At 49.1% G+C, this 18,137-nt stretch carries 15 protein-coding genes and 1 pseudogene; 12 read left to right on the top strand and 4 right to left on the bottom strand.

Going from position 1 to position 18,137, the window contains the following annotated elements:
• Positions 1-118 precede the first annotated feature (118 nt).
• The 4 genes from C2M35_RS13290 to map form a co-directional block, all read right to left on the bottom strand.
• The gene (locus C2M35_RS13290; protein WP_105265551.1) at positions 119-1,168 is read right to left on the bottom strand and encodes a S66 peptidase family protein; all 1,050 of its coding nucleotides are present in this window, start codon (positions 1,166-1,168) and stop codon (positions 119-121) included.
• A 150-nt stretch (positions 1,169-1,318) separates the two neighbouring features.
• A complete protein-coding gene (gene dapD / locus C2M35_RS13285; RefSeq protein WP_105258435.1) occupies positions 1,319-2,143 on the bottom strand; it encodes a 2,3,4,5-tetrahydropyridine-2,6-dicarboxylate N-succinyltransferase in 825 nt (274 codons plus the stop codon).
• A gap of 22 nt (positions 2,144-2,165) precedes the next feature.
• A complete protein-coding gene (gene glnD, locus C2M35_RS13280) occupies positions 2,166-4,796 on the bottom strand; it encodes a [protein-PII] uridylyltransferase (protein WP_105265550.1) in 2,631 nt (876 codons plus the stop codon).
• A 30-nt stretch (positions 4,797-4,826) separates the two neighbouring features.
• The gene (gene map / locus C2M35_RS13275) at positions 4,827-5,615 is read right to left on the bottom strand and encodes a type I methionyl aminopeptidase (protein ID WP_105200536.1); all 789 of its coding nucleotides are present in this window, start codon (positions 5,613-5,615) and stop codon (positions 4,827-4,829) included.
• A 301-nt stretch (positions 5,616-5,916) separates the two neighbouring features.
• Here map and rpsB point away from each other — a divergent pair, with 301 nt between their 5' ends.
• The 12 genes and pseudogenes from rpsB (at position 5,917) to fabZ (ending at position 18,135) form a co-directional block, all read left to right on the top strand.
• Positions 5,917-6,645: a 30S ribosomal protein S2 gene (gene rpsB, locus C2M35_RS13270; protein ID WP_105200535.1), complete on the top strand. Its 729-nt coding sequence runs from the start codon at positions 5,917-5,919 to the stop codon at positions 6,643-6,645.
• 111 nt (positions 6,646-6,756) lie between these two features.
• Positions 6,757-7,608, top strand: a complete 852-nt coding sequence (gene tsf / locus C2M35_RS13265; protein ID WP_105265549.1) for a translation elongation factor Ts — start codon at positions 6,757-6,759, stop codon at positions 7,606-7,608.
• Positions 7,609-7,817: 209 nt separating this feature from the next.
• Positions 7,818-8,564, top strand: coding sequence for a UMP kinase (pyrH, locus tag C2M35_RS13260; RefSeq protein ID WP_105200845.1), 747 nt, complete (start codon positions 7,818-7,820; stop codon positions 8,562-8,564).
• A gap of 13 nt (positions 8,565-8,577) precedes the next feature.
• Positions 8,578-9,135 (top strand): ribosome recycling factor, encoded by a 558-nt coding sequence (gene frr, locus C2M35_RS13255; RefSeq protein WP_105200533.1) that lies wholly within the window; start codon positions 8,578-8,580, stop codon positions 9,133-9,135.
• A gap of 100 nt (positions 9,136-9,235) precedes the next feature.
• Positions 9,236-10,003 carry a polyprenyl diphosphate synthase gene (uppS, locus tag C2M35_RS13250; RefSeq protein WP_442792518.1) on the top strand — a complete coding sequence of 256 codons (768 nt, stop codon included), beginning with the start codon at positions 9,236-9,238 and terminating at the stop codon, positions 10,001-10,003.
• Between the two features lie 16 nt (positions 10,004-10,019).
• On the top strand, positions 10,020-10,886 hold the full coding sequence (locus tag C2M35_RS13245; protein WP_105200531.1) for a phosphatidate cytidylyltransferase: 867 nt from the start codon (positions 10,020-10,022) through the stop codon (positions 10,884-10,886).
• Entirely contained in the window at positions 10,883-12,082 is a 1,200-nt protein-coding gene (gene ispC / locus C2M35_RS13240) for a 1-deoxy-D-xylulose-5-phosphate reductoisomerase (RefSeq protein WP_105258374.1), read from the top strand. The genes C2M35_RS13245 and ispC overlap by 4 nt, the downstream gene beginning before the upstream one ends.
• Positions 12,082-13,433: pseudogene (gene rseP, locus C2M35_RS13235) on the top strand (sigma E protease regulator RseP). The gene ispC and the pseudogene rseP overlap by 1 nt, the downstream one beginning before the upstream one ends.
• Before the next feature lie 202 nt (positions 13,434-13,635).
• Positions 13,636-16,107 carry an outer membrane protein assembly factor BamA gene (gene bamA, locus C2M35_RS13230; RefSeq protein WP_105258436.1) on the top strand — a complete coding sequence of 824 codons (2,472 nt, stop codon included), beginning with the start codon at positions 13,636-13,638 and terminating at the stop codon, positions 16,105-16,107.
• Positions 16,108-16,117: 10 nt separating this feature from the next.
• Positions 16,118-16,636, top strand: coding sequence for an OmpH family outer membrane protein (locus tag C2M35_RS13225; RefSeq protein WP_105258376.1), 519 nt, complete (start codon positions 16,118-16,120; stop codon positions 16,634-16,636).
• A complete protein-coding gene (gene lpxD / locus C2M35_RS13220) occupies positions 16,636-17,661 on the top strand; it encodes a UDP-3-O-(3-hydroxymyristoyl)glucosamine N-acyltransferase (RefSeq protein ID WP_105215539.1) in 1,026 nt (341 codons plus the stop codon). The genes C2M35_RS13225 and lpxD overlap by 1 nt, the downstream gene beginning before the upstream one ends.
• 21 nt (positions 17,662-17,682) lie before the next feature.
• Positions 17,683-18,135, top strand: a complete 453-nt coding sequence (gene fabZ, locus C2M35_RS13215; RefSeq protein ID WP_105200527.1) for a 3-hydroxyacyl-ACP dehydratase FabZ — start codon at positions 17,683-17,685, stop codon at positions 18,133-18,135.
• Positions 18,136-18,137 lie beyond the last annotated feature (2 nt).

Raw genomic sequence — 18,137 nt, 5'->3', positions numbered from 1 at the left:
GCGGTATTCGTAGGTATTGGTTGTCTTAATGCAATTCTAGGTTGGGTAACCGCCATTTCAGCCTAAGAAAATATTTGCACAAGGCCCCGTTAGGGGCTTTTTTGTGCCTGAAAAACCCTTAGCTAAACACCGACTCGGCCAGGGTGATGGAGCCTGCATCGGCATCGAGTGTAACCCGAGCGCCCACGGGTAAGATAAACTGTTGCTTCACATGACCTATCATGGCCCCACGATAGGCCGGTATGCCCAGCGGCTTAATATAATCTGCGAAAATCTCATCCAGGCTCAGCGACCCGTAACCAGAATTAGGTTTACACAGGTTGCAATCGCCAAACACAAAGCCACTGAGCTTATCCAACGCGCCCATCAGCTTTAAGGTGCTCATCATTCTGTCGATACGATAGGGAGCTTCCTCGGTGTCTTCCAAAAATAAAATCGCGCCATCAAAGCTAGGTAAATAGGGAGAGCCTGCCAAGGCCGTGAGCACGGTTAAATTGCCGCCAATTAAGCGGCCACTGCTGCGCCCCGGATTAATGGTTTGCGTTAGATAGCGGCTGTTTACCAGCTCGTCCTCACCGCGGGGTAAATTCATATAGTGCATGCGCTGGCGCTGTTCAAACAGACGTTGGAACTGCTGCACATTAAATGGATTCCAATCGCTTGTGGCATTGGGGCCGTGAAAACTTATCAGGCCCGTTTGGGAGAGCAGGGCGTTATGCAACGCGGTAATATCTGAGTAACCCAATAAGGGTTTGGGGTTGGCAGCGATACTTGGGTAGTCGAGTAAGGGGAGAATTCGGGCCGCGCCTGAGCCACCGCGCAGACAAAAGAGCGCATCGACTTCGGGGTCGGCGAACTGGGCATTGATATCCGCCGCACGCTGGGCATCGGTTCCCGCCAAATGGCCACGGCGAGCAAGTACATGCTCGGCCAGCTTAACCTTATATCCTAGGGCCTCTACCAGCTGACGCGCCAAGGTCAGCTCTTTGAGCTCTACGGTCGCCGCAGAAGGGCTGACAATGGCGATTGTGCCGCCTTTTTTTAACGCCTTGGGTTTGATAACGGCCTGAGCGCCCAATTTAGGTATACCAATAGCCTGTGCCCCGGTACTGGCCAGCAAGCCAGCTCCAAGGAGGGAGCAGGTTTTTAAAAAGGTACGTTTGTTCATTTATCTACCTCACAGGATGCGTACTGTAGCCAAGAGCTGCAGACTCTATGATTACCCCAGTGAAGTATATATTTCAAATTTTATAGGTTGGATGGAATAAATTAATAGAAGTGGTAAAGCCTCCACGGGTTGTGGAGGCTTTTGAAGAGCTTATTCTACGCCACGTAGTAGGGCGTTAACGCCAACTTTTTCGCGAGTCTGTTGGTCGACCTTCTTCACGATAATAGCGGCATACAGGCTGTGGCTGCCATCTTTACTTGGGATAGAGCCAGGAACCACAACGGCACCGGCAGGCACGCGACCATAGTGGATTTGACCTGTTTCTCTATCAAAGATGCGGGTGCTTTGCGAGATATACACGCCCATGGAAATTACCGCACCTTCTTCGACGATGACGCCTTCAACTATTTCCGAGCGTGCGCCGATAAAGCAGTTGTCTTCGATAATGGTTGGGTTGGCCTGCAGTGGCTCAAGCACGCCGCCGATACCCACGCCGCCAGACAGGTGCACGTTTTTACCGATTTGCGCACATGAACCTACGGTAGCCCAGGTATCAACCATGGTGCCGTCATCGACATAGGCGCCGATATTAGTGTAAGAAGGCATTAATACTACGTTCTTGCCGATATAGCTGCCTTTACGAGCTACCGCATTTGGCACTACGCGCATGCCTTCTTGCTGGAATTGCTCCGGCGTGTAATCGGCAAACTTAAGCGGTACCTTGTCGTAATACTGATTGGCACCGTCGGCAAGCACCTGGTTGTCGCGAATACGAAACGATAGCAATACTGCTTTTTTCAGCCACTGATGCACCACCCATTCGCCGGAGATCTTCTCGGCAACGCGGGCTTCACCCTTATCCAGGCGCTCAAGTACGGCGATAATGGCGTCTTTGACTTCACTCGATACGCTGCTTGGGCTAATGGCGTCGCGGTTATCCCACGCCTGCTCAATAATGGTTTTTAAATCTGCCATATTATCCTCGTTAGTGCGCCGACTAAGCGGTTGTTGCTTCATTGTCGGCGTTTAGTTTCTTCCTAAGCGCTTGATGGATCTTAACTTGCTCTTCATCCGTCAAGGCCTTGTAGTCGTTGTTGGAAACGACGAAAAAGTCTTCCGCACGCTCGCCTACAGTGGTGATGCGGGCGGCATGAATATGCAGTTGGTGACGTTGAAATACCTGGGCTATTTTGGTCAATAATCCAGGAATATCCACCGCCTGAATTTCTATTAGACTGCGATCCGCATGGGCATGAGGTCGTAATATGATCTTGGGCTTAATATTAAAGTCTTTAAAGCGCTGTGAACGACTCTTTTTAATGCGGATCTTCTTCTTGGGATCGAGCATAAAGAGCTCCAGCGCCCGTTTTATACTTGTGCCTCGCCCTGTGCTTAATGGCTCGCCATTAACCTCTAAAATCACAAAGCTGAATATCACATAGCCGTCTTTGGTGGTCATCACCTGGGCATGTTGAATTTGCGCTTTCTTCGAGCCGATAACACTGACCAGACGCGCAAATAGCGCGGCACTGTAAGGGCTGTAGGCAAAGACCTGGGTGCCGCCGTGCATGGGTTCTGGGGAGACGGTAACACTGGGCTGAGACAGGTCCTCGGAGCTTAGCAAGTGCTCACAATGCCAGGAAATTTGCTGCTCACTAAAGGCGGTAAAATAATTGGCCTTAAAGCGACTCCAGAGCAGGTCAATCTGCCCCTCATCATAACCCAGGTTGATTAACCTTTGCTTAGCCTGCTGTTTTTTATCGCGAATTTGGTCGCGCATATCCATGGGGTTTTCCAAGCCTAAACGCAGTGCCCTTTGGGTATGCAGGTAGAGTTCGCGCAGCAGAGTGTTTTTCCAATCGTTCCACAAATTGTCGTTGGTGGCGCGAATATCCGCCACGGTTAAACAATAGAGGTAATCGAGCTGGCGCTCATTTTTAACCTTGCCGGCAAATTCATTGATCACATCCGGATCGTTAATGTCTTTACGCTGCGCCGTAACCGACATCAATAGGTGATTTTCAACCAGCCAGGCAATCAACCTGCCATCGGAAGTGGGCAACTGATGTAAGCGTGCAAAGGCAAGGGCATCCACGGCACCGAGTTCGGAGTGATCGCCGCCGCGCCCTTTGGCGATATCGTGGAAAATTGCCGCCAGATACAGGAGTTCCGGCTTATCCATGCGAGTGACGATTTCACTGCAAATGGGGAAATCGCTGATACGGGTTTTATCGCCGTATTGGTAGATATTGTTGATCAGTCTATGGGTGTGCTCGTCCACGGTATAAGCGTGGAAGAGATCAAACTGCATCTGCCCAAATATATTACGCCATTGTGGCAAGTAGGCCGCTAAAATGCCGTGCTTATGCATCAGGGTAAAGGCGCGACCCATGCCATTGGGGTGCTTGACCAAACGCATTAAGGCGTCGCGACAAGCTGCGTAGTCCTGTAAATCACCGAGTAAACGACGGCGCACCTGACGCATGGTGCGTATGGTACTGGGGTAGATATGGGTGATCTCCGGGTGATCGGCAATATGCTCGAACAGCGCTAAAAGCTGGTCGCGGCGGAAAAATACCGAAGGGTTTTTTACCCGAATTTGGTGACCAATGCGCTCAAAGTTACGGTCGAGCTCGACCACGGGCAATTGGCGTTGGTCCGGTAAAATACTTTGCTCAAAATAAGCCAGCAGCATCTGGTTGAGCTCGCGCACCCGGCTCATAATGCGGAACAAGCGTTTCATCATACGCTCGACCGAGGCCTTACCGTCACTGCCGAAACCTAAAATCTCGGCGGCATGGGGCTGATGGTCGAACAACAGGCGGTTTTCGTTGCGCCCGGCGGCTAAATGCAAGGCAAAGCGAATATTCCAAAGGTTCTCCAAACACTCGAGCAACTCTTGGTATTCCTCGTGGGTGAGGTAACCGTGGTTGATCAGCTCTTCAAGAGCTTCGGCCTGAAAGTGTTTTTTCGCCACCCAGATAATGGTTTGCAAATCGCGCAAGCCACCGGGGTTTTCCTTGATATTGGGTTCCAGGTTATAAGCGGTGCCATGACATTTGCGATGGCGCAGGTCTTGCTCCTGGCGCTTGGCGATAAAGAAGTCGTCTGAGCCCCATACAGGTGTTTGCAAAATATGCTCTTTGAGCTTTTCAAACTCGATATGGTTACCAAAGATAAGGCGGCTTTCCAGCAAACTGGTGGCGAAGCTGACATCTTCTTTCTTTTGCTCAATAACTTGCTCACGGGTACGTACGCTGTGGCCAATTTCAAGATTCAAGTCCCACAACAGGGTGACGAATTGGCCGATTTTTTCGCACAGCTCAGGGGCCGGGTCGTTGCGTACTAAAAGCAGAAAGTCGATATCGGAATAGGGATGTAATTCGCCGCGACCATAACCGCCGACCGCAACCAAAGCGAGCTCCGGCTCATGGGCCAGATCGCAGCTGTGAAACAGCTTGATCAGTAAGCGGTCTATGTATTCGGCGCGGGCGCGGATAAGCGAGCCTACCGGTTGTTTATCAAATTGATTGCCGAGCCATTTATAAAAGTATTGGCTACAGGCCTTGTATTCATCCAATTTGCTCGCCTGCTCAAGCAGGTCTTTTAACTTATTCGGTAGGGCCACTTAGTTATCCTTGCTTATTAACCGGGTTCGTTAACTGTGCTCAATCACTCGCGGCAGATCTTCATCGCTGCGCAGCGTTAACACTTCAACGCCGTTGTCGGTAACCAGCAGGGTGTGCTCCCACTGCGCCGACAGGCTACGGTCCTTGGTGATAACCGTCCACTCGTCTTTAAGCAGTTTACACTGGCGCTTACCGGCGTTCACCATGGGCTCTATGGTTAAACACATGCCGGCTTTTAAGGTCTCGCCCGTGCCCGGACGGCCATAGTGCATCACCTGCGGCTCTTCGTGGAAGTCTTTGCCTATGCCGTGACCACAGTATTCGCGCACTATGGAGTAGCTAAAGCCTTCGGCATATTTTTGGATAGCAGCACCGATATCGCCCAAACGTGCACCCGGCTTAACCATTTTAATGGCCAGGTAGAGGCTTTCTTGGGTCACTTCACACAGGCGCTTGCCTTGAATCGTTGGCTGGCCGACATGGAACATCTTGGAAGTGTCGCCGTGATAACCGTCTTTGATTACTGTGACATCGATATTGATGATATCGCCTTCTTTAAGCGGCTTGTCGTTAGGAATACCGTGACAAATAACATGGTTCACCGAGGTACAGATGGACTTAGGGAAACCATGGTAGTTTAGCGGCGCAGGAATCGCATCTTGCTCGTTCACTATGTAGTCGTGACAAATGGTGTTGAGCTCATCAGTGGTCACCCCAGGCTTTACATAAGGGCCGATCATTTCCAGTACCTCGGCGGCCAAACGGCCCGCAACGCGCATTTTTTCGATTTCTTCCGGGGTTTTGATCACTGCAGTCATTGATGCTCCAATTCGGTTTTTAAAGATATTTGCTGCGCACAAATAGTGCACAAAAATTTGAGTCTTGGTCGCTAATATGGTATAAAGCGCGCCGTCTTTTTACAAATAAAATCACCGCCGGTAAAATTAAACTTACTGCGAGTGGTTTGTCTGTAACGAAGACATAACCATTTAATATTAACACACACACATATCGACACATACACTTGGGTGCACTTAGGAATGATTTTACGAAACTTTCCGCGGTGTTGGTGCTATGGGATATGTGGAGGCTTAACCCAAAATTATAGAGGAAAATACAATGGCAAACGTTTCAATGCGCGACATGCTTAAGGCGGGTGTACACTTCGGTCACCAGGCTCGTTACTGGAATCCTAAGATGAAGCCGTTCATCTTCGGTGCGCGTAACAAGGTTCATATCATCAACCTTGAGCAAACTGTACCTATGTTCAACGATGCACTTAACTTCATCCAGAACGCTGCATCTAACAAAGGTAAAGTACTTTTCGTTGGTACTAAGCGCGCTGCAAGCGAAGCAGTAAAAGAAGCGGCAGTTAAATGTGACCAGTTCTACGTAAACCACCGTTGGTTAGGTGGTATGCTTACTAACTGGAAAACTGTTCGCCAGTCAATCAAGCGTCTTAAAGATCTTGAAACTCAAAGCCAAGACGGTACGTTTGAGAAGCTAACTAAGAAAGAAGCGCTAATGCTTACTCGTGAAATGGCTAAGCTTGAAAAGAGCCTTGGCGGTATCAAGGATATGGGCGGTCTTCCTGACGCACTATTCGTTATCGATGCTGATCACGAGCACATTGCTATCAAAGAAGCGAACAACCTGGGCATTCCAGTAGTATCTATCGTTGATACTAACTCTAACCCAGATGGCGTTGACTACATCGTTCCTGGTAACGACGACGCGATCCGTGCAATCCAGCTTTACACTAACGCAGTTGCTACTGCTGTTATTGAAGGCCGTGAAAGCAACATCGCCGTTCAAGCTGAAAAAGACGATTTCGTAGCCGCTGAGTAATCGCGACTCGCTTGTCATCAAGTCTTCATCCTAAAGTGGTGAAGACTTGATATTCTTAATTCAAAGTGACGCATCGTCACTTGCTCTAAACATTGATTTGAGGAAACTCCCATGGCTGTAACTGCTGCCCTAGTTAAAGAATTACGCGAGCGCACTGGCGCTGGCATGATGGATTGTAAAAAAGCACTAACTGAAACTAACGGTGACATCGATCTAGCGATCGAGAACATGCGTAAGAGCGGTGCTGCTAAAGCTGCTAAAAAAGCGGGTAACATCGCTGCCGAAGGTACAATCCTTATCAAAGAAGGCAACGGCTTCGCTGCGCTTCTTGAAGTTAACTGTCAAACTGACTTCGTTGCTAAAGATGCAAACTTCCTAGGTTTCGCTAACCAGGTACTTGACGCTGCTGCTGAATCAAAAGCAGACATCGCAACTCTTCAAGCTCAGTTCGAAGAAACGCGTGTTGCTCTAGTTGCTAAAATCGGTGAAAACATCAACGTACGTCGCGTTGAGTACATCGATGGCGCTACGCTAGCTTCTTACCGTCACGGCGACCGTATCGGTGTTGTTGTTGTTGGTGAAGCTGACGAAGAAACTCTTAAGCACGTTGCCATGCACGTTGCTGCGTCTAAGCCTGAGTTCGTAAACCCAGAAGACGTACCTGCTGACGTAGTTGAAAAAGAAAAAGCAGTTCAAGTAGAAATCGCAATGAACGAAGGCAAGCCAGCTGAAATCGCTGAGAAGATGGTTGTTGGCCGCATGAAGAAGTTCACTGGCGAGATCTCTCTAACTGGTCAAGCTTTCATCATGGAACCTAAGCAAACTGTTGGCGAAATGCTTAAAGAGCGTGGCGCATCAGTATCTGCTTTCGTTCGCCTAGAAGTAGGTGAAGGTATCGAGAAGAAAGAAGAAGACTTCGCTGCTGAAGTAGCTGCGCAAATCGCTGCTGCTAAAGGCGAGTAATTTCTTTAAGCTTGTATAAGCATGCTGTGGCGAACTTTTTATCAGTCCGTGTCTCTTTGCATTTAGTAGAGGAAACGGCGGCCTTAAGTGAGCAAAAGCCATGATTTGCTTTTGCGTCGCTCAGCAAAATTAATTAGAATAACCGCGCTCTTATGTACCCACATAGGCGCGGTTATTTTTTATCTCAATTCGTTATTGGCCAGGAAAATATGAATACTAATCGCAAACCTATTTTTAGACGTGTTCTACTCAAACTAAGTGGTGAAGCCTTAATGGGCGAAGAGGGCTTCGGCATCGACCCTAAAGTGCTTGACCGCATGGCACAAGAAATTAAAGAGTTGGTAGAGCTCGACGTAGAAGTGGGTTTGGTTATCGGTGGCGGTAACTTCCTACGTGGCGGTTCGTTGGCGGAAGCGGGTATGAACCGTGTTGTTGGCGACCACATGGGTATGCTGGCTACGGTTATGAATGGCCTGGCAATGCGTGATGCCCTGCACCGCGCCTTTGTAAATGCGCGCTTAATGTCTGCCATTCCTCTAAATGGCGTATGTGATGCTTACAACTGGGCTGAGGCGATCAGCTTGTTGAAGTCGGGCCGTGTGGTGATCTTCTCTGCCGGTACAGGTAACCCATTCTTTACCACAGATTCCGCGGCCTGTTTACGCGGTATCGAAATCGAAGCCGACACAGTAATTAAAGCCACTAAGGTAGACGGTGTGTTCAGTGATGACCCGGTGAAAAACCCAGAAGCCACTCTTTATCGTCATCTTGCCTATAATGAAGTAATTGAAAAAGAACTGAAAGTGATGGACTTGGCCGCCTTTACCCTGGCGCGCGACCACAATATGCCAATCAGTGTCTTTAATATGAATAAACCTGGTGCGCTTAAGCGCGTGATCATGGGTGAAGAAGAGGGAACCTTGATTTCTTCTGAAGCCTCTAGTGAGACAAAATAAGTAGGATACTAGCGTGATAAACGACATTCAAAAAAGTGCGCAAGAGCGCATGCAAAAAAGTGTAGCCGCACTTGGCAGCCAACTATCTAAAATCCGTACCGGCCGTGCTCACCCGGCATTGCTAGACGGTATCACCGTTTCTTATTACGGTGCTGATACGCCGCTAAACCAAGTTGCTAACGTAACTATCGAAGACGCGCGTACGCTGGCGATCAGCGTATTCGACCGCTCTTTAGCACAAGCGGTTGAAAAGGCCATTATGACTTCTGATCTGGGTCTAAACCCATCGTCAGCGGGCACGGTAATCCGCGTTCCTCTTCCTCCACTAACGGAAGAACGTCGTAAAGACCTTATCAAGATCGTACGTGGTGAAGTTGAAAGCGGTCGTGTAGCGGTGCGTAACATCCGTCGTGATGCTAACGGTGATATCAAAACACTATTAAAAGATAAAGATATCTCTGAAGACGAGGCACGCCAAGGCGAAGATGCTATCCAAAAGCTAACAGACAAGTACATCAAGGAAATGGACGCACAGCTGAGCGCCAAAGAAGAAGAATTGATGGAATTCTAAATGTGCTAAATATGAGCAATTTGCTCATAAATTGCCATTAGGTTTGTAACGCCGTCTAGGGTATACTAGGCGGCGTTTTTTTGTGGATAATTTGAGTTACATGGCTTTAGACGCAGAACAAATTTCGCAGCAATTATTGCCCAAACATGTGGCAATTATCATGGATGGCAATGGTCGTTGGGCGCAAGCTCAGGGTCACCCGCGGGTGTACGGCCATAAAAAAGGGGTTGATGCGGTTAGAGAAGCAGTGAAATTTTGCTCCAAATTGGGCATAGAGTCGCTCACCTTATTTGCCTTTAGCAGTGAGAACTGGCGACGTCCGGAAGAAGAGGTCACCACGCTGATGGAACTGTTTTTAATGGTTCTTGGCCGCGAGGTGAAAAAACTGCATAAAAATAACGTTAAATTATCCATTATCGGCGACCTAGGTCGCTTTTCCACAAAGCTACAAGAGAAGATAGCTGCAGCTGAAGCGTTAACCGCCAATAACAGCGGTTTACGGCTAAATATTGCCGCAAACTATGGTGGTCGTTGGGATATCGCCCAGGCCGCTAAACAGTTGGCGCTTAAGGTATCGGCAGGTGAAATAACAGCGGATGACGTTGACGAGCACTCGCTGGCAAAGCATATTAGTCTTAATGAACAAAGTGAACTGGATTTATTGATACGCACCGGCGGTGACCTGCGCATCAGTAACTTCCTGCTTTGGCAGGCGGCATATGCTGAGCTTTATTTTACGCCTACGCTATGGCCCGACTTTAATGAGTCGGTGTTTGCAGAGGCCATTGCCTGCTATGTATCGAGAGAACGTCGGTTCGGATGTACCGGCGAACAAATAAAACAATTACTCTCACACGCTCAGCCCTAAGTTGAAGGTATAAGACTTGCTTAAACAACGAATTATCACGTCATTGGTGCTGGCGCCACTGGCCCTTGCATTAGTGTTTTTAGCCCCTCTGGATTGGTTTAGTTACTGTGCCGGCGGCATCGTATTATTAGGCGCCTACGAATGGTCGGCGTTAATGGGAATTTGTAATCGCGGCAAAAGGCTTATCTATGTGGCCTTGGTCGGTGTGCTGGTGGCTCTGATGCAATGGCATTGGCCGATCACCGCACTGTGGCAGCAAGGGCAAATGCTGCCGGATATCAATTATGTTTTCACCCTGGCGCTGGCCTGGTGGATTGTCGCCACCATTTTGGTGGTACGTTACCCTAAATTCAGCGATGCCTGGTCGCAGGGTTATTTAATGCGTGGCATTTCCGGAATATTAACCCTGGCACCTTTGTGGCTGGCGTTATGTGTGCTGCGCAGCGCCAACTATGACGAGTCGAGCCAGTTTGGTTCCTACTTGATCCTGGCGGTATTAGGTATTGTTTGGTGTGCCGATATCGGCGCCTATTTCTGTGGTAAAAACTTTGGCAAACACAAATTGATGCCCAAGGTTAGCCCGAATAAAACCATCGAAGGCTTTGTCGGCGGCCTGCTAAGCGCTGCCATCTTCGTCTTGGTATTTTGTTATTTTAAAGATATCGAGCCTGGTATGTGGGCGCCTTATGCACTGATGGCAGTGATTGTTGCTGCCTTTTCTGCGGTGGGCGATCTGCTGGAAAGCATGTTTAAGCGTCAGGCAGGCATGAAGGACAGTGGTAAGTGCTTACCCGGCCATGGCGGTATTCTTGACAGAATCGACAGCCTGACCGCAGCGGCACCTATTTTTGTGGTGTTTTACGCCTGGACCATGACTCTATGAGCAGCAAAAGCGTCACCATTTTAGGCTCTACCGGCTCTATTGGCCAAAGTACCCTGGATGTGATTGCCCGCAATCAAGAGCAATATTCGGTCTTTGCCCTGGTCGCCGGACGTAACCTTGAGCAAATGGTGAGCGACTGTGTTGTGCATAAGCCGCAATTTGCGACCCTTTCCTGCGCTGATGCAAACAAGCAGCTGGCCGAGCGCCTAAATGCGCTTGGAAGTGCCACCCAGGTCGTGGACTATGAGCAGGATATGGCCATGCTCTGCCAACACAGCGATGTTGATATGGTGATGTCCGCCATAGTAGGGGCCGCCGGGCTAATTCCAACCTTGTACGCCATTGAAGCGGCCAAGGTAGTGATGTTGGCAAATAAAGAATCTTTGGTCATGTCGGGGCAATTATTTATGGATAAGGTACGCCACCACGGCGCCACCTTATTGCCCATCGACAGCGAACATAACGCCATCTTCCAATGTATGCCCGAGGCCATTCAAGGCCACCATGACGCCACCTTGACGGCCCATGGGGTGACTAAAATTTTATTAACCGGCTCGGGTGGCCCGTTTCGTGAGCGCGCCCTGGACACCTTTGCCGATATTTCCGTTGCCGAAGCGGTCGCACACCCAAATTGGTCCATGGGCCAGAAAATCTCAGTCGATTCTGCGACCATGATGAACAAGGGTTTGGAATTTATCGAAGCCAAGTGGCTCTTTAATGCCAGCGCCGACGATATCGAAGTGGTGATCCACCCGCAGAGTATGATCCATTCCATGGTGCAGTACAGCGATGGTTCTGTGCTCGCGCAAATGGGGCAACCGGATATGCGCACGCCCATAGCCCACGCTTTGGCTTACCCGCAGCGTATTAATGCCGGTGTGGCGCCCCTGGACTTTAGCACCATGAAAGACTTCAGCTTCCATGCCCCGGATTTTAATCGCTACCCGAACCTGCGCCTTGCCATAGAGGCCTGTAAAGCGGGGCAAAGTGCGACCACCATAATTAACGCCGCAAACGAAGAAGCGGTGGCGGCATTTTTAGCCGGGCATATTCGCTTTACCGATATTTATGCGGTCAATGCCGATACCCTGGCGGCCATGTCGACCCAATATGATGAATGTTTACAGGGAATTTTGCAGTGCGATGGCGACGCAAGACGCGTGGCACAGCAGCAAATTAAGAGTAGGGCAAACTAATGTTTGAATTTTTGTGGCACCTGGGCTCCTTTATCCTTGCCTTGGGTATCCTAGTCACAGTGCACGAATACGGCCACTTCTGGGTGGCTCGCAAGGCTGGCGTTAAGGTGCTGCGCTTTTCCATCGGCTTTGGTAAGCCACTGCTGCGTTGGTACGATAAATTAGGCACCGAATATGTGGTGCCATGATCCCTCTTGGTGGCTATGTAAAAATGCTCGACGAGCGCGTCGATAAGGTCGCCGAGCATGAGCGTCACCTGTCATTTAATGCCAAATCCGTTTATGCCCGCATTGCCATCGTCAGTGCCGGGCCCTTGGCCAATTTCTTATTCGCTATTTTCGCCCTGAGTCTGATGTATGTCATCGGCGTGCAATCAGTGAAGCCTATTATTGGCGATGTTGGCACACAAAGCCGTGCTCAGGTTGCGGGTTTAAAAGAAGGCGACCAGCTTATTGAGGTGGGTAGCCAGCAAACTCAGGATTGGCAGGAAGTAACTCTGGCATTAATGCAGCACCTGGGTGATGAAAGCGTTAATGTGAAAATACAAACGCCGTCGGGCATGCAAAGCATTAAGGTGCTGGATCTTGAGGGCTGGAGCCTGCAACAGCGCGACCAGTCGCCGCTGGCATCTATTGGTATAGTGCCGTTTCGTCCCGATGCAACCTTAACCTTGGCCATGGTGGCTCCGGATTCTCCGGCGCAGCGAGCCGGTTTACAAGAAGGGGATCTCTTGGTCAGTGTTGAGGACAAGCTGATTAAGTCCTGGCCGGCCTTGGTACAACAAATCGAGCGCTCTGCGGAGCAGCCGCTGAAGTTTCATATCATTCGCGACAAAAGCGGCATGGATGTGACAGTAACCCCAGCGAATAGGCCTATGGAAGATGGTTTGAGTCGCGGTTATCTTGGCGTGGTGCCTGTGGTAGAACCTTGGCCTGAAGATGCAATTGTGACCCGCAGTTACAATCCGATTACGGCCATTGGCCTTGGGGTGACTAAAACCTGGCAAATGGTCAGCCTGAGCTTTGAAATGATTGCCAACCTGATCACAGGTCAGGTATCGATTAAAAATATCAGTGGCCCCGTAGGCATTGCGGTTGGGGCAGGAACTAGCGTAAGCTACGGTTTCGTCGCGTTTTTAAGTTTCTTAGCGCTGATCAGTGTGAGCCTAGGGGTATTTAATTTATTGCCTCTGCCGGTGCTCGACGGTGGTCATCTAATGTATTACATAATTGAACTTATTCGTAAAAAGCCAGTCTCTGAAAAGACACAAGAAATTGGTTTTCGCATTGGTGCAACCTTATTATTGGCGCTTACTGCGTTTGCTTTGTTAAACGATATTGCGCGCTTGTAACTAGAGGTTACTGCCGGCTTGGTTGTTTTATGGGTAAAAACTGAGCCGGATGCATAAAGAAACTGCTGTGTAAGCCAAACAGCAATGATAAGATGGCTGTATTAAACGCAGCCGATGGCCCAAACCAAAACAGCCGTGCGCAAAACGAACTCTAATAGTGCGTTTGGGTGAAGACACTGTAGTAAAGGACAAAGATAATAAAATGGCTATAAAAAAACATTTGGCAGTAACGAGTTTATTAGGGGCCAGTTTCGCCGCCCTGGGCCAAGAATCCTTTATCGTAGAAGATTTAAAAGTTGAAGGTCTGCAGCGAGTAGCTTTAGGCGCCGCGCTGACCCATATCCCCATTAACGTGGGTGACCAAATTGATACCTATACGGTATCGAAAACCATTAAATCCCTGTATAAATCTGGCCATTTCGATGATATCGAAGTGTACCGCGATGGCGATCAAATCATCTTTAAGGTGACCGAACGTCCTACCATCAGTGCTATTGAGTTTGATGGCAACAAGGATATTAAAGACGAGCAGCTGACCGAGAGCCTAGATCAGCAAGATATCCGTACCGGTGAGCCTTTAGATAGAACGGTTTTGGATAATGTGGAAAAGGGTTTGATCGAATTCTTCCACAGTATAGGTAAATACAACGCCAAGATTGACGTTGAGGTCATTCGTCTGCCGCGCAACCGAGTGCGCCTTAAACTCAAGTTTGATGAAGGTGAAGCTGCCTCAATTCGCCAAATTAATATCGTTGGTAACGAGTTGTTCCCGGATGAAGAGCTGCTGGGCCTGGTGGAGTCAAAACAGGACTTACCTTGGTGGCGCTTTATGTCATCGGACCGTTACCAGAAGCAGACTATTGAGGGCGATTTAGAGAAAATTCGCAGCTACTACCTCGACCGTGGTTATCTGCGCTTTAATATCGACTCAACACAAGTTTCGGTAAGTCCTGAGCGTGAGTCCGTGTATGTGACCGCTAACCTCACCGAAGGCGAGCAGTACATGGTTAAGGGCTTTGACTTTATCGGTGACCTGCTTGGCCGAGAAGAGCTGATCCGCAGCGTGCTCCCACTTAAGGCTGGGGAGCTTTACAATGGCTCTGTGGTGACTTCGTCGGAAGAATTTATTAAGAGTTATTTGGCCCGCTTTGGTTATGCCAATGCCGTGGTACGTACTATTCCGGAAATCGACGACGAAACCAAAGAAGTACAACTGGTGTTGTCCGTTGACCCGGGCAAACGTGTTTATGTACGTCGTATCGATATCTCAGGTAACCAAAGTACCGCCGATGAGGTTGTTCGTCGTGAGATGACTCAGCTTGAAGGTGCCTGGCTGTCAAACCAAAACCTTGAGCGCTCAAAATTACAAATTCAACGTTTGCCCTATATGGAAAGCGTGGAGTTCGATGTTAAACCTGTACCCGGTGCAGATGACGAGGTCGATGTTGGCTTTACCGTGAAAGAGCAATCCGCCGGTAGCTTTACCGCTGGCTTGGCTTACGGTTCCTACTACGGCCTGCAGTTTAACATTGGTGTGAGTGAGTCAAACTTCCTTGGCTCTGGTAACCAAGTGGCCTTTAATATCAACACCTCGCGTGGTTCAGAAAGCGTCAGCCTGTCTTATACCGACCCTTATTTTACGCCGGATGGCGTCTCTCAGGGTTCGAGTATCTTCTATCGTAACTATGATGCCGGCGAATTTAGCCTGATCGACTATAAATCGAAGAGCTATGGTCTGGGTACCAATATTGGTTTCCCTATTAACGCGGTTAATCGTTTGAACTTTGGTGTGCGTTGGATAGAAGAAGAACTATCTGATTTGGCCGAATACGAGCAAACGCGCGTGCTGCGTGAAACCTTCCTGGACCCGGAAAATCCGGATGCTGGTTTTGAGTTCACCAAGTATGAGCTAAGCGCCGGTTGGTCTCGTGTGACCGTTAACCGTGGTATGTTCCCAACGGCCGGTTCTCGCCAGTCGTTAAACCTGTCGGCAACCACACCGAACTCAGATCTGACTTATTTTAAGATCAACTATAACTCGCGTTATTACTGGCCGGTGAGCGATGACCATCGCTGGGTATTCTCAGCCCGTGCGGCGCTGGGATATGGTAATGGTTATGGCGAAACCAATGGCTATGAGCAGGTTCTCCCTGTGCAGGAGTTCTTCCGCATTACCGAGCAGGAATTACGCGGCTTTGACCGTAATACCATCTTGCCACGTGCGGTAATTCGTTCACCGCAAAATATCCCAGGCACAACCTTGCCTGATGGTACGCCTACCGGCAATATCGGTGGTGCCGAGGAGTTTGATACTCTGCAACTTGCCGGTCGTATCGGTGGTAATGCCAAGGCGGTGGCAGGTATTGAAATGATAGTACCAACACCGTTTTTAGACGACGAGAACAGCAGTTCCGTTCGTACCAGTTTCTTTGTCGATGCGGCTAACGTATGGGATACAGAGTTTAACGTTGACCGTTATCAAAACCTTCAGCCCGATGAGCGTGCGCGCTTGGATGATTATTCCGATCCAGGTCGCTTCAGGGTCTCAACTGGTCTTTCAATCCAGTGGATCTCGCCTATGGGGCCAATGCTAATTAGTTTTGCTTATCCGTTGCAAGAAGAAGAAGATGATAAGACGAAAACTGTTAGCTTTAACATTAGTAACACTTTCTAAGGAGTTTTCTGTGAACAAACTATTTAAAAACACAGCACTAGTAGTATTAGCGGCACTAACCATGGGTACTTCGGTACAGGCTTTGGCGCATAAGGTTGGTATTGTTGATATGCAAACCATCTACTCTCAGGTGCCACAAACTGCGGCTATCGACAATACATTGAAAAGTGAATTCTCTGAGCGTCGTCAAGAACTTGAAAAGCTGCAGGGCGATATCCGTTTTGAAATGGAAAAGTTTCAGCGTGAAGCGCCAACCATGAGCGAAGACCAGAAGAAAGCGCTAGGTGACAAGATCAACAGCATGCAAAAGCAGTTTAACGAAAAAGGTCGTCCGCTAGAGCAAGAAATCAAGCAACGTCAAAACCAAGAGTTGGCCAAGCTACAGAAAACCATTATTACGGCTATTGAAGAAATTGCCAAAGATGGTGATTTCGACGAAGTGAAGGTTAAAGACGGTACTATCTACTTCAATCCTAAAGAAGTGACTGACCTGTCAGAAAAAGTGGTTGAGCGCGTAAGTAAGAAGTAATGATGGCAAAAAGCTTAGCTGACATCGCCCAACACTTAGGTGCCGAGCTTATTGGTGACGGCACCCTTGAAGTCGTTGGCATACAGACGCTTGGAAAAGCAACTGCGGCGCATATTAGTTTTTTAGCGAATAAAAAGTATCGTAGCCAGTTGGCCGATACGAAAGCCGGTGCTGTGATCCTCAGTGCCGCCGATGCCGAGCACTTCGCCGGCAACAAACTGATTTGCCAGGACCCTTATGTGGCCTATGCTAAGTTGGCACAGCTGCTCGACAGCACGCCGGCTGCGGCTCAGGGGATTCATCCCAGTGCGGTGATTAGCCCGGATGCCAAGGTCAGCGCCAGCGCCAATATCGGCCCACTCGTGGTGATTGAAGCCGGTGCAGTGATTGGCGAGCATGCGCAAATTGGTTCCCATTGTTTTATCGGCAAAGATGCGCAAATCGGTGCCCATACTAAGCTGTGGAATAACGTGACTGTTTACCATCAGGTGCAGTTGGGCGAACACTGCTTAGTGCAAGCCAATACGGTGATTGGTGCCGATGGCTTTGGTTATGCCAATGAGCGTGGCCAGTGGGTGAAGATCCCTCAGGTCGGATCTGTTATAATCGGCGACCGCGTTGAGATTGGCGCCAGTACCACCATAGATCGGGGCGCTATCGACGACACTATTATCCACGATAACGTGATTATCGATAACCAGTGTCAAATTGCCCACAATGTGGAAATTTGCGAAGGCACCGCTATTGCCGGCTGTACCGTGGTGGCGGGGAGTACCAAAATAGGTCGTTATTGCCAGATAGGTGGTCTCAGTGCCATCACAGGTCATGTAGAGATCTGCGATAAGGTGGTGCTAACCGGTATGAATATGGTTACCAGTGGCATCAACGAGCCGGGTATTTACTCCTCGGGCTTGCCGCACAGCAAGAATAAAGAGTGGCGTCGTACCATAGCGCACCTGCGCAATATTGGTGACATGAATAAGCGTATAAAGGCCATTGAGGCCGAGCTTAAGTCACAAGAATAACTTTGTTTTAAGGAAAAGAAGTTGGCTAATCAGTTAAATAGCTTAGATATTCAAGAGATAATGAGTTTACTACCGCACCGTTATCCGATGCTGTTGGTGGACAAGGTGTTAGATTACACCCCGGGTGAAAGCCTGCATGCAATCAAAAATGTGACCATCAATGAGCCGATCTTTACCGGTCACTTTCCTGAGCAGCCAATTTTCCCAGGCGTGATGATCCTTGAAGCCATGGCCCAGGCGACAGGTCTATTGGGTTTTAAAACCACAGAAAATCGTGGTGAGAACGAGCTATACTTGTTTGCAGCCATCGACAATGCGCGCTTTAAGCAGCCGGTATTACCTGGCGATACCATGCACTTGCATGTAAAGTTCTTAAAAGAGCGCCGCAATATGTGGAAATTCTACGGCGAAGCACGCGTTGACGATAAAGTCGTGTGCAGCGCCGAACTAATGTGTGCAAGAAGAGAGTTTTAATC

The sequence above is a fragment of the Pseudoalteromonas sp. T1lg76 genome (genome assembly GCF_002964725.1).
Lineage (GTDB): Bacteria > Pseudomonadota > Gammaproteobacteria > Enterobacterales > Alteromonadaceae > Pseudoalteromonas.
The sequence above is the reverse complement of the archived record's forward strand: the minus strand, read 5'-3'. Positions and strand labels throughout refer to the sequence as shown.

What these genes read in the sequence shown, in the direction of transcription:
- dapD (WP_105258435.1), bottom strand. Translation starts at nt 2,143, where the DNA reads ATGGCAGATTTAAAAACCATTATTGAGCAGGCGTGGGATAACCGCGAC.
- uppS (WP_442792518.1), top strand. Translation starts at nt 9,236, where the DNA reads ATGGCTTTAGACGCAGAACAAATTTCGCAGCAATTATTGCCCAAACAT.
- C2M35_RS13290 (WP_105265551.1), bottom strand. Translation starts at nt 1,168, where the DNA reads ATGAACAAACGTACCTTTTTAAAAACCTGCTCCCTCCTTGGAGCTGGC.
- ispC (WP_105258374.1), top strand. Translation starts at nt 10,883, where the DNA reads ATGAGCAGCAAAAGCGTCACCATTTTAGGCTCTACCGGCTCTATTGGC.
- rpsB (WP_105200535.1), top strand. Translation starts at nt 5,917, where the DNA reads ATGGCAAACGTTTCAATGCGCGACATGCTTAAGGCGGGTGTACACTTC.
- lpxD (WP_105215539.1), top strand. Translation starts at nt 16,636, where the DNA reads ATGATGGCAAAAAGCTTAGCTGACATCGCCCAACACTTAGGTGCCGAG.
- tsf (WP_105265549.1), top strand. Translation starts at nt 6,757, where the DNA reads ATGGCTGTAACTGCTGCCCTAGTTAAAGAATTACGCGAGCGCACTGGC.
- bamA (WP_105258436.1), top strand. Translation starts at nt 13,636, where the DNA reads ATGGCTATAAAAAAACATTTGGCAGTAACGAGTTTATTAGGGGCCAGT.
- pyrH (WP_105200845.1), top strand. Translation starts at nt 7,818, where the DNA reads ATGAATACTAATCGCAAACCTATTTTTAGACGTGTTCTACTCAAACTA.
- map (WP_105200536.1), bottom strand. Translation starts at nt 5,615, where the DNA reads ATGACTGCAGTGATCAAAACCCCGGAAGAAATCGAAAAAATGCGCGTT.